This window comes from Mucilaginibacter ginsenosidivorax, from assembly GCF_007971525.1.
GTDB lineage: Bacteria > Bacteroidota > Bacteroidia > Sphingobacteriales > Sphingobacteriaceae > Mucilaginibacter > Mucilaginibacter ginsenosidivorax.
The window spans coordinates 5,436,069-5,448,389 of record NZ_CP042437.1 but is presented as its reverse complement, the minus strand read 5'-3'; the positions used below and the strand labels follow the sequence as shown (position 1 = coordinate 5,448,389).

Annotated in this window: 10 protein-coding genes; 2 read left to right on the top strand and 8 right to left on the bottom strand. The window is 43.7% G+C overall.

Annotated features, from left to right (window positions below; genetic code table 11):
* Positions 1 to 53 precede the first annotated feature (53 nt).
* The 6 genes from FSB76_RS22735 to FSB76_RS22710 form a co-directional block, all read right to left on the bottom strand.
* Positions 54 to 980: an alpha/beta fold hydrolase gene (locus FSB76_RS22735; protein ID WP_225976284.1), complete on the bottom strand. Its 927-nt coding sequence runs from the start codon at positions 978 to 980 to the stop codon at positions 54 to 56.
* Positions 981 to 1,010: 30 nt separating this feature from the next.
* Positions 1,011 to 2,006: an MBL fold metallo-hydrolase gene (locus tag FSB76_RS32370; RefSeq protein ID WP_192910095.1), complete on the bottom strand. Its 996-nt coding sequence runs from the start codon at positions 2,004 to 2,006 to the stop codon at positions 1,011 to 1,013.
* A 19-nt stretch (positions 2,007 to 2,025) separates the two neighbouring features.
* Positions 2,026 to 3,789 carry an amidohydrolase gene (locus FSB76_RS22725; RefSeq protein WP_147057441.1) on the bottom strand — a complete coding sequence of 588 codons (1,764 nt, stop codon included), beginning with the start codon at positions 3,787 to 3,789 and terminating at the stop codon, positions 2,026 to 2,028.
* Between the two features lie 4 nt (positions 3,790 to 3,793).
* Complete coding sequence (locus FSB76_RS22720) at positions 3,794 to 4,576, bottom strand: alpha/beta hydrolase (RefSeq protein WP_147057439.1); 783 nt, start codon at positions 4,574 to 4,576, stop codon at positions 3,794 to 3,796.
* Between the two features lie 13 nt (positions 4,577 to 4,589).
* The gene (locus tag FSB76_RS22715) at positions 4,590 to 4,856 is read right to left on the bottom strand and encodes an SDR family NAD(P)-dependent oxidoreductase (protein ID WP_147057437.1); all 267 of its coding nucleotides are present in this window, start codon (positions 4,854 to 4,856) and stop codon (positions 4,590 to 4,592) included.
* A gap of 192 nt (positions 4,857 to 5,048) precedes the next feature.
* Complete coding sequence (locus FSB76_RS22710) at positions 5,049 to 5,330, bottom strand: hypothetical protein (protein ID WP_147057435.1); 282 nt, start codon at positions 5,328 to 5,330, stop codon at positions 5,049 to 5,051.
* A 383-nt stretch (positions 5,331 to 5,713) separates the two neighbouring features.
* On the opposite strand from FSB76_RS22710, the gene FSB76_RS22705 reads away from it, so the two are divergent.
* Positions 5,714 to 7,069 (top strand): alginate export family protein, encoded by a 1,356-nt coding sequence (locus tag FSB76_RS22705; RefSeq protein ID WP_147057433.1) that lies wholly within the window; start codon positions 5,714 to 5,716, stop codon positions 7,067 to 7,069.
* An 18-nt stretch (positions 7,070 to 7,087) separates the two neighbouring features.
* Entirely contained in the window at positions 7,088 to 7,768 is a 681-nt protein-coding gene (locus tag FSB76_RS22700) for a YoaK family protein (protein ID WP_147057431.1), read from the top strand.
* Between the two features lie 13 nt (positions 7,769 to 7,781).
* Here FSB76_RS22700 and FSB76_RS22695 read toward each other — a convergent pair whose 3' ends face one another.
* Both FSB76_RS22695 and FSB76_RS22690 read right to left on the bottom strand, forming a co-directional pair.
* Positions 7,782 to 9,731: a sigma 54-interacting transcriptional regulator gene (locus FSB76_RS22695; protein ID WP_147057429.1), complete on the bottom strand. Its 1,950-nt coding sequence runs from the start codon at positions 9,729 to 9,731 to the stop codon at positions 7,782 to 7,784.
* A 17-nt stretch (positions 9,732 to 9,748) separates the two neighbouring features.
* The gene (locus tag FSB76_RS22690; protein ID WP_147057427.1) at positions 9,749 to 12,007 is read right to left on the bottom strand and encodes a tetratricopeptide repeat-containing sensor histidine kinase; all 2,259 of its coding nucleotides are present in this window, start codon (positions 12,005 to 12,007) and stop codon (positions 9,749 to 9,751) included.
* Positions 12,008 to 12,321 lie beyond the last annotated feature (314 nt).

Sequence of the window (12,321 nt, the reverse complement as noted above, 5' to 3'; positions counted from 1 at the left end):
TGCCCCTGCTTAACAGCTACATAGGGCCAATTGTTGACGCCCGGGCTTAATAATTACTTCATTAAAAATGCCAGCAGGTCTTTTTGAACCTGCGGTGTGTTTTCCTGCACAACCCAGTGTCCCGAATCCTTGATGATAGATTCTTGTACATTGGTGGCCACCAGCCTGGTGTGTGTTGCAAGAAAAGCGCCTGCAAAATGCTCTGAGCCCATAGCCAATACCGGCATGGTTAATTTATGCCTGGCAAGTTCAACATTGTCTTTTGCATCCTGGTTAAAATACCCGAACCAATGAAATGCGCCGGTAGTTGCGCCGGGCACCGAATAGGCGCGGATAAATTCATTACGTTCGGCTGTGGTAAAGGCATTTTTTTTGAAACCTACCACCGGCCAAAAATCTGTTAAGAAAAGACCTACTTTACCTGATACCAATTCTCCGGCGTGTGGCTGAGCGAAAAAACCGAACCACCAGGCCTGGGCCTTCACCTGGCTCCATACCGGCTCAATGCCCGGTAGCAAAGCATCCATTAAAGCAAGCTTTTTTACATCATCAGGAAACTGTGCAGCGTATGCATAGGCTACCATAAGCCCAATATCATGGCCTACAACGTTAACATGCTGATAACCTAATTTTTTCATTAGTTCATGCATATCTACCGCCATATTCTTTTTATCATAACCTGCCGTGGGCTTGCCCGATTCGCCAACACCGCGCATATCGGGCGCAATAACGGTATAGTGTTTTGATAACTCGGGCAGCAGCCTGTTCCACATATACCAGTTTTGGCCAAACCCGTGTATCAGCAACAAGGGCTCGCCCTTACCGCCTATCACGTAGTGGATTTTTACATTGTTTACAGTAGCATATTGGTGTTTGAAATTTGATGGCGGATTAGCCGGGCTAACCGCAAAAACATTACCCATTAAAGCGGTGAACAGCAGGGTGACTAACAGCTGTTTCATTGTTGTTTTGATTTTCATGATTTTATTATTTTGATATGGATTAATTGATTACCGGTGCTTGCCGGCGCTGATGTCTTTATATGCATTAGGCAGGTTGTAGTTATCATGCAGCCAATGGAAGAGTACGTAGCCTTTATCATAGGCTTTCATGGTTACGGTGGCTTTGGTCTGTTCAAGGGTGAGGCCTTTGTCTACTGCCATCTCTACTTCCTTTTTTAGTTCCTCCACGTAATCAATGGTATATTTTATTCCGGCTTTGTTAGTAATACGGCCGTGGCCGGGAATTATAATGGCATCATCAGGCAAAAAGTCATACACTTTTCTCAGGTTGGCAACAGGCTCCAAAAAAACGCCATCGAACAGCCAGGGAATGGCCGGACTTTCGGCAATGAACGGGTTGCCTGCCCAAAACACTTTTTGATTAGGCATCCATACAAACAAATCGGCCTGGGATTGAGCGGGGCTGATATTCAGCAGTTCGACAATTTTGCCGCCCCCCATATCTACTTTCAAATTACTGTTCTTAGGTATCACGATATCCGCCGGCCTAAAAACCGTATTTTCAATACCCCTGCCTGTGCCAAAAAGGCTTACCATAAATGCCTTGATCCCATTATAATTTTTTGAGAGATTTTCTTTCGCAAATTCATTTTGAATAATTCGGGTAGATAAAGGCAGCAAATAATTACTGAAACAATGGTCACCGTGATCGCTGGTATTAACGGCATAAATAATTGGCTTGTCGGTTACCGAACGAATAAGTTTAACCTCCTGATCGTAAAGACGTTTAGTCATCATAACCTCAATCAACAGTACGCCTTTATCTCCTACGATAAATCCGCCTGTTGTAGCCTGGGGGATACCTTTGGTGGTTTCTTCCCCGGCGGTGGCCGGAATGATGGCATAAATATCCGCAGCAACTTTATGCAGCCCCAGGGTTACCTTATTGGCATCCCAAATGGGCACCACCGGCGGCATTTGGGCAAAAACACTGTTGCTGAACAGCAGGCAGGCCGTTAACAATCTGATAAATGTTGTTTTCATAATGATTTGAAGTTGGTTTTTATCTTTGGTAAGCTCCGTAATAATTAATTGGCGACCAATCTGGAATTGCGCGCGCTATTGGTGGGCACTGCGCGGCATACTTACCAGCAGCGTATACCATCTTGCCGTTAACAATGGTCATCAGCGACGAAATGTGCTTTACCTTTTCTGGAGCTGCACTAAAATAATCGTCAGAAAGAATGACCATATCGGCATACATACCTTTCACAAGTTTGCCTTTAACGTCCTGCTCGCCAGAGCACCATGCGCTGCCTGAGGTGTAAAGTTTTAGCGCAGTGAACTTATCCAGCACCTGGTCTTTTGGCCAAAACTGCATACCTCCAATGGTTTTACCGGTTAGCAACCAATGCAAGGCCATCCATGGGTTATAGGTTGAAATACGAGGCGCGTCGGTACCCATACCCACAGGGATGCCCATAGCCAGCATTTTTTTGATGGGCGGCAACTGGGTTTTAGGCTGCCCGTACATTTTGTTATATAGTTCGCCCTGATAATACATGCGGAACTGTACGGCTATTCCCCCACCCAATGCTTTTACACGGGCCAGTTCACTATCAGAGATAGTTTCGGCATGGTCAAAAAACCAGCGCAGGCCATTGAAAGGCGTGTCTTTATTTACTTTTTCAAACACGTTTAGCATACGGTCAATGGATTCGCCATAGGTAGCATGCAGCCTAAATGGCCAACGGTTTTTAACCAACAACCGGATAACCGGCTCCAGGTCGCTTTCCATTTCCGGGGCCAGTATTATGCGCGGTTCCAGAAAGTTCTCAAAGTCGGCACCCGAGGCGATAAGGTTTTCACCGGCTCCTTCCATAGCGTAGCCATTAGCCATAAGGATATGATCATTCTTGTTTGGATAAGTTTGCCCTATCCATTTTTCGTAATCGGCTAATTCCTTCCCTTTTTGTTGCGCAAATAAATAATAGGCAGTGCGTACAGTTAGCTTCCCGGCCTTAGCCAACGCCAAAGAGGCCTGGTAATCGGCATCATAATTCTGCGATCCGCCGGCGGCGTCTACCACACTGGTGATACCGAAGCTGTTAATCTCGCGGTAAAAATGTTCAGAACTGTTAACTCGTTCTTCGGGCGTAAGTTTGCCGGTGAGCGCCAGCGTGCGGTATATTGCCATTGGTGTTTCTTTAGCATACAACAAACCTGTTGGGTTGCCCTGTTCATCAAGTTCAACCAAACTGCCGGGATAGTCGGTATGTTTGTCGTAACCCAGCGTCTCAATGCCCTTTTTATTCAAAAAAGCCTTACCGTATAGGTAAGTAATGAACACAGGCTTGTCAGGAACTGCGGCATTGATCTCATCTATGGTTGGCTGCCTTTTTTCGGCAAACTGGAATTCATTCCAGCCGCCAACCACTTTCACCCAAGCACCGGGCGGTGTCCTGGCGGCCTGCTCCTTCAGCATTTCCATGGCGCGTTTAAGCGTTTTAACGCCGTCCCATCGCAGTTCCATATTAAAGTTCAGGCCTTCCCTGATTGCGTGCATATGACTGTCATTCAGTCCCGGGATTACGGTTTTGCCGGCAGCATTAACCAGCTTAGTTGAATTATTTTTATAGGTTTTAAAGATAGCCTGGGTGCTGCCTGTCGCCAGGATTAAGCCATTTTTTACAGCAATCGCTTGTTTAAATTCGCCCGGACGGGCCATCGTCGCTATTTTTCCGTTGTAAACTATCAGGTCGGCTTTTTGCTGAGCTGCGGCTGTTAGCAACGTTACCAGGAACAATAAGGTTAGTAATTTTTTCATGGTCTTATTTTTTTGTTAACCAGTTTAAAATATATTCTGCTATCTCCTGCCAGCCAGGCTGGCCCAGCACAAAGTGGTTTCGCCCGGGGAATTCCTTGTAATCGGCCACGGACTGGGCATGGCTGTATTTTTTATAGTTTGTATAGTTGAGCGAGGCCGGGATGAAATTGTCTTCGCTACCGGAGAGAAAAAGAAGCGGTGCATGCGGCTTTGCAAAATCCACCTTAGCAGCAGGCGTTGTGGCATCGCGCACCAGCAGCTTCGACTCCGGCACCAATAGCTTGTAATAAGCATCCTTTTGCACTTCGTAAGGCATACCATTTGTAAAAGCATATTGCCATTCGGGGAAAGACATCAGGTAGGTTTTACGGGTATTGGTAAAAAAACCCAGCGCGGGCCAGCCGGCTTTATAAAAGGAGAACTTGAAAGTAAATATACCCTGCGGCTGAAGCGAATGAATGGCGATACCCGCTGCTGCCAGCCCGTTTTGCACCAATAACTGGGTGATAAGGCCGCCCATAGAGTGGCCTATCAGGATGGGTTTTTCCGGCAGGGCCCTCACAAAGTCTCTGAAATAAGAGGTTAGCTTATCCAGGCGCTGGCTGGCGACATCGGCATCGGGGTGCAGCTGGCGCAATGTGCAGGCCGGGGCATCTTTGTATGGCCAGGCCGGTGCAAATGTTTGATAGCCGCGTTCTTCAAAATAGCTTTTCCATTCGGCCCAGCAATCACTACTTACAAAGGCACCGGTAATAAATACCACAGTTTTTGAGTTAATTTTTTTCATGATTGGTTTAGATTTATTGCATTACCGGCTTGACAAGTAAACCACCGTTGATGGGAATTTTTATACCGGTGATAAAAGAAGAGTTATAGGAGTTTAGATCTCCCTGGTGTGATTTGTAACCGGTTACCGCTAACGCTGATGCGACCTTGTTAATCGCCGACGAATTTCTGCCGGTAACTATAACGGTTGCATCTTTTGCTTTAAATAGTTTTGCCGTAGCATAACCTATGCCGCCGTTCCCGCCAGCGACGATAGCTATTTTTTGGTTTAACGTGTTCATGATTTATGATATTTGTTATGAACCACCTGGTACAATCCAAAAGCCACTTATCTAACACTTTAAAAATCAACAACTTATTTTTTGTCGATATATCTCATTAGCGGTATGTCGTTAAAACGCCCACGTTTAGCAACGAAATAAGGTAACACATTCCATTTTGCCGTTAGCAGGTTTGCCGGCCATCATCATATGTTAACTGCTTAGCCCTAATATTCCGTTGGTAATTAACAATCCGCGATAGCCAACCTGGGTATCAATGGTATGGATATATTGATAGGAACCGGTAAGCATGTCATAACTACAATCGATCAAACTAACGCGCAGGTCCTTGATGGCAAAGTTCTCACCGTTTTGGGCGCATTGTACCTCGCCGCTTTTTAAAGGTAAAAAATCGTCGGTGTATCCAATTTGATGGAGGCGGATAACCCAGTTGGTTAGGGATGAGTTCAATTTTTTAAGAGATTGCTTTTTCATGTCATAATTATTTCCTTCATAAATGACAAGCGCTATTCCATTTATATAAATAACTAAAAATCAATTACTTAAAACATCAAGATTACCTATAAAAAAACGACATGTCGCAATTTCCGCCCCTCTCTTAACGATATGTAGTTAAATTAACTGATAACCCGATAGTTATCTGCTAAGTCGATGTTACCTGGGCAACAACGCTATTTCGTAGAAAAACCGGGCAAACTCCGAAATAAAGCGATAACCTCAATAGTACCAAAACACAACCAGTTGGTTTTTAAACAATTACCAACAAGGCACTACTATTGATTCTTTAGCGAACAATGAATAACAAAAATTAGCTATTTCTAAACTTATTGATCAAACGGCCCTATATCCCTACACCTATGAAAGCCATTACTACCCTATTTTTCGGTATAGTTTCCTGCACCTGCCTGGCACAGGAAACCTCTTTTAAACAATTGCGATACGATGAAAATTACGCCTATCTCGCAAAAGACACATCAGCCAATTGGTACAACCGGTTAAAATTCCAGCCTGTGTCTCAAAATAAAGCCGATTACCTCAGTTTCGGTGGCGAGGTACGCTACCAATATTTTCATTTTGACAACCAGGACTGGGGAGCCGCACCAGCGGATAAAGACGGCTTTATTTTAACCCGGTACCTTGGGCATGTGGATTTTCATGCCGGCAAGCACTTTCGTACGTTTGTGCAGTTACAAAGCAGTTTAGCCAGCGGCGAGGCAGAAAAACCGTCGCCGGTAGATCAAAATCTGCTTGATCTGCACCAGGCCTTTGTTGATCTGATGACTAAGGACTTAACGCTTAGACTTGGCAGGCAGGAATTATCCTACGGATCGCAGCGCCTGGTAGCGGTACGCGAAGCGCCAAACAACAGGCAGGCATTTGATGCGGCTAAACTGATGTATGGCAGCAAAAATCTCAAACTCGATGTATTTTACTCGTACTATGTGCCTGCCAAACCAAATATATTTGATGATGGCTTTAACAACGGAACGCAGTTTTGGGGCGCTTACGGGGCCTTTACCCAAATACCTGTAGTCAAAAATTTCGACATTTATTACCTCGGTATCCATAAAAAGGCGGCTACGTTTGATGACGGAAAAGGGGCCGAAACCCGTCATTCCATAGGTACACGAATATGGAGAACTACACCTTACTGGCAATATGACCTGGAAGGCCTTTATCAATTTGGTAATTTTGCCGCTGGCGCTATTTCGGCCTGGACCCTATCCGCAAATATTTCGCACACATTTTATCAAACTAAGCTAAAGCCACAAATAGGGTTAAAAACGGAAGCTATCAGCGGGGATAAAAACTATGGCGACGGCAGGTTAAATACGTTCAATCCATTATTTCCAAAAGGCGCTTATTTTGGTCTTGCAGCATTGATTGGGCCCTACAATTTACTTGATGCTCACCCATACTTTCAGTTTAACCTGACTAAAAAATTGGTATTTTCGGCAGACTACGATTTGTTTTGGCGCATGAACCGTAACGACGGGCTTTATGCGGTAAATGGCAAGGTTATCTATAGTGGTAAAGCAGGTAGTTCAAAGCAGATAGGCCGCCAGCTTGGGGGCGCACTGGAATATACCATAAACAAATACCTGTATTTACGGCAGGAAATAACATGGTTTAGCGCCGGCCACTTCCTGAAAGAAGCCGGGCCAGGTAAAGATATTTTAATGGCGGGCAGCACCATTACGCTAAAATTTTGAGCCGGTAATATTAATAAGATGGAAACTGAAAAATTGGTTAGGAATACAACGCTGCTATTATGTTTTGCAGCCGGGTTTTGTGATACGCTTACTTTTGTTGCCGCAGGCGAATTATTTTCGGCCCATGTTACCGGCAACTTTATTGTGTTTGCTTATGACCTTATTAAGCATAATAACCCGCATGACTGGCAAAAGCTGCTCACCTTTCCTGTTTTTGTGCTGGCCGTAATGCTGGGCGGCCGTATAGGCAAAAAATCGGCTAATATGTACGCGCTGTTAATTTTGGAAGGACTGTTGCTACTTATTAGCGGCATACTATCGGCGCTGTTGATAAACGGCGGGCAGATTACGGGCTGGCAGGTGCAACTAATTGTAATACTCATTGTAACGGCTATGGCGTTTCAAAATACGTTTGGCAAGCTGTATAGCAAAGCTACCTATGGTTTAACAACAGTAATGACCGGCAACGTAACCCAGGCTTCGCTTGATTTGATAAAAGGCATAACCACCCGCCCGGCAGATGCCGAAACATGGATAAGCTTCAAAAAACAGGCTACCTTAATTATTGGCTTTTTGGCAGGATGTTTTGCAGGCGCGCTTATGGCTAAACACTACGGGTTGGTTTCGGTTTTGCTGCCGGGCGCAATGATGCTGGCCTGGCTGGGAACAAATAATCTCTTTAAACAACAAGCGGCCTGATTTTGCTCCCTGCCTACGTACCAAAATCTTTCCGAATGCCCAGCTTTTTCATTTTAGAGTTGAGTGTGGTTGGGGGGATATTGAGTAAACCGGCCGCTCCGCCTTCTCCCCATATTTTGCCGTTACACTTTTTTAGCGCTGCCAATATGTGGGCGCGTTCTCCTTCAATCATGGTGGTAACCACGGTTTCGGCAGGCATAACAGCTATAGGTTGCTCTAACTGGGTAGGCAACACCATGCTATTAATCATGTCATCGCGTGTTAGCAATACATTACGCTCTATTAAATTTTCCAGCTCGCGGATATTGCCCGGCCAATGGTAACGTTTCATACTCTCCAAAACCTGCGGAGATATGCCGCGCACAGTTTTACCGGTTTTACGGGCGTAGATGTTTAAAAAATGCCTGGCCAGGTCGGCAATATCCTCTTTTCGTTCGCGCAACGGGGGCATTAGTATAGGAAAAACATTGATACGGTAAAAAAGATCGAGTCTGAAACGGCCCTCGGCCACTTCTTTATCCAAATTACGGTTGGTAGCCGCAATAATCCGCACATCCGTTTTGATGGTAACACGACCACCAATGCGTTCTATTTCTTTTTCTTGCAATACCCTTAGCAATTTCGATTGCGATTCCAGCGGCAATTCGCCTATTTCATCCAAAAATATAGTGCCTGTATGCGCCTGTTCAAACCGTCCAATTTTTCTTTCGTGGGCACCTGTAAATGCCCCTTTTTCGTGGCCAAATAGTTCAGAATCAATTAACGATGTGGGTAAAGCCGCGCAATTTATCCTGATGAAAGGTTTGTCTTTTCGGAGCGATAATGAATGAATACGCTCTGCTATTTTTTCTTTGCCGGTACCGCTTTCGCCCAAAATAAGTACCGATGAATTTGATTTAGACACCTGGACAACATTATCAAACACCGTTAACAACAAATGGCTACTGCCAATAATACCGCTGAAAGGATTTGGCTGCTCTGTTGCTTTAACCTGCTGCTTTGGGGTATAATCACTTAACTTGTTAATAAGTGGACTGTTAGGCGCATGCCGCATACTTTCCATAAAACTGGTTAACAGAAGCTGCAGCCTGTTGCATAACACTAAGTGATCGGCCTGGTAGGCGTCCGGCCGGCGGCTATAAAAATTAAAATAACACACTTTGCCATCGCTTAATGAAATAGGCATTGACAAATGCGACTTTAAGTTGTACGTATCGGCAAACAATTTTTTTAACGATGGTTTTTTCAGCAAAACTTCCAATTCATTTTCGTCATACCAGGTTGCTATCAGGTCGGTCAGGTCATTAGCCTTTAGTTTGGCCAGTTCATGCTGCTTGTGGTTGGTAACAATCATTAATTCTGTACCGCCTATCAACTGGTATTCATCAAAACCTATCCTCGAAAAGCCGATTTCATAAAAACTCCCGGTATCCTCCTGTTTCATACCTACCGACAAAAATTCAAAGGGAATATAGGGTTGTAAAGTTTTGCCTATCTGCAATATTTTATGCTCCCAGCCAATTGTTGAAGCCAGTATTTCGGCGGCTTTTTTTTGTAATACGGCAATTTGACGCAAACCATTTTCCAGTTGGTTTTCATAACGGTACATTGCTATATCCAAAGCAATTAATACATCTTTTTCGCGGAATGGCTTAATTACAAAACCATAGGGGTTGGTAACCTTTGCAGCCTCCAAAACCTTTTGGTTGGAGTTGGCCGAAATATAAATAAACGGGGTATTTATTTCGGTTAAACGATGTGCCAGATCTATGCCTGTAAGCTTCCCTTTTAAATAAATATCCAGCAATACAAATCCCGGCGCAAATTCATCAATCATTTCCAGCGCTTCTGTCACGCTGTCGGCAATACCGCAAACGTCGTAGCCTGCAGTTTTCAGGATATTGCTTAATACATCTGCAATAATAAACTCGTCCTCAACAACAAGAATTTTTTTCCTATTCATGACCTTCTAAGTTAGTGTTATTTCTGTTTTGCTGTAACCCTGTTAAATATTTCTGTTTTAAAATCAATATTTATTATACATCCCTGTTCGCTGATGATATCAAAACTTCCGCCCAGTTGCTTGGCCAATCCCCGCATTAAATTTATACCTAACGATTCAACTTTATTTATATTAAAGGCAGCAGGCAGGCCGGGCCCGTTATCGGCTATAGTTAACTGGTTGTTCCCGTCGGCTTTACTAACCAGTGAAATATAAATAGTACCGGCCTCATCGGGTTTGTAAGCGTATTTAATGGCATTTGTGATGGCTTCGTTCAGTATTAAACCAAGCGGCACTGCCTGCGCCACGTCCAAATAAAGTTCATCTATTTGTTTTTCGAACAAAATACGGTTATCAAGGCCGCAACTGTCTTTTAAATAACTGATCATTTCATCAATATACTCCTGCATACAAATCAGGTCGAGATTTTCGGACTGGTACAGTTTCTGGTGAATCAGCGCAATGGAGTGCATCCTATTTTCGCTATTCTGTATGGCGGCCAGCGCCTCGTCATTATCAATATAGGCCGACTGCCGCTGCAACAGCCCCATTACTATTTGCAGATTATTTTTTACCCGGTGATGGATCTCTTTTAGCAGCCATTGCTTTTCTGCCAATAGCTTATCTTTTTCATTAACAAGCGCGTTCAGCGCCACGTTGGTTCGCTGTTTTATCCTGTAACTATTAAAAATCAAGCATATTAAAAAAATAAGCAGCACGCTAATTGCCAGGGTAAGGTTGCGCGTATTGTTGGCCCGTACAGCCTTTTCATGTTGCAGTTGGCCTTCCTTTGTTAAGAATTTGATATCGCGTTCCTTTTGCTCAGTTTCATACTTAATCTGCAACTCCTGAATTTCCCTGCTTTTATTACTATTAAAAATAGAATCGCTAAACTGCTTAAATAAATATTGATGCTGTAGTGCCGATAAATAGTCCCCTTTTGCTGAATCAATTTTATAAACTATAAAGTGATAGTCCCTGGCCCTGGTGACAGCGGCATATTTGGGAATGTTTTCATCAAGGTAAAATGCGGCCCGATCAAATTTTTTTTGCGCTATATAAAATTTGGCAATATCATATTTAGCCAAAGAAACAATCTCGTCCGATTTGGTTTTGGGATAAAGCCTCATCATTTCAACATAGGCAGCTTCTGCATTTTTATAGTCTTTTAAAGCTTCGTAACAATAAGCCTTTATTTGTGTAATAATAGCTTTATCGTAATTATCATCCGGCGGGTGCCTTTTTTCTATGCCAAGCGTAAGGGCAAGCGCTTCAGAATATCTTTTCTGCTTTATCAGCCCTTTAACAATAAAACCGGCTGTCCTGTATTTTTGCTGAAGCGGTAAAGGAAGGTTTTCGCGCAGGGCCAGCGTTTTTTTATACCAGGTAATACTGTTATCGGTTTGCCCGAGTGCATCGTATACTTCGGCCAACTCGCCAAAAAGTACAGCTTGCTTTGCCGGCAGGTTGGTGGTATCGCGACTTTTATCTATCCACCTTATACTTTCTAAGATATAAAAAAGCGCTTTATTCATATTGCCACGATACCTGTGGATATGGGCCAGGATAAAATAAATAGCTTCCATATTGCTAAATGAGCTATTCCCGTATTTCTCAATGGCTTGTATGCAATCTTTTTCGGCCAAATATATAAGGCCGAGTTTAAAATGCCCGTGGGCAAGGTTGTACCTGGCCATAATTTCACGCTGCCTGTCATTGGTAGCTATAAATAAAGCAATAGCGTTGTTGTACGCCCCAATTACTTCTGTTGCCAAATTTGCGGGCACAAGGGGCCAGTTTGCCAATTCGGTTGTTTTACCAAACCTTTCCCATATATCAGCTTCCTGTTGTTTGTTGCCCTTTTTTTTATAAAAATCTACTACCTGCATAAAACATGCCTTTCCGCTGTCGAGCATATTCTTCGAGAGGTAAACTGTACCTAAACTGCACAGGCTTTCTAAGCGGCCGGAACCAGCCTCCACATGCAACTTTGTGCTTAAGCTGTTCTCCCTTTTAAAAAAAACAAAAGCGCTGTCAAGATCGGGCTTGTTTAACCTGAAGTGCCGCTCAAGGTAATAGCTTCCAAGTTGGTGAAGAATGTTTAGCTGATTGGTATCCGGCCTGGCCGTTTGTAATTGGGCAAGCAGGTTGCTTACCTTATCCTTAGGCGCCGTTTGGGAAAAGCTTGGATAGGTTGCAGCAATAAATAATGACAGAAGAACCGTCGCTTTAAGCATAATTTATTGTTAATAGCCAATTGCTTCTGCATCCGGCAACTTGTTGATGAAGTTTCCCGGATCTGCAATTAAACCTGGCTGTCATTTAAAATTTAAAATCCATTACCTCGATAATTATTGCCGTTCCGGCGGCAGGTTATAACTGAGGGGAATGCTTATTCATAAACCCTGCCACAACTTAGCGTAATAGCCGCCAGATTTTTATTAGCAAACACAATTACAAATTGAGATGTATTTTTATTTTGCGGCCTACGTAAAATATGTTACCGTGTAACGATGGCAGCGATATTTAGCTGCAAAACAACGATATATCG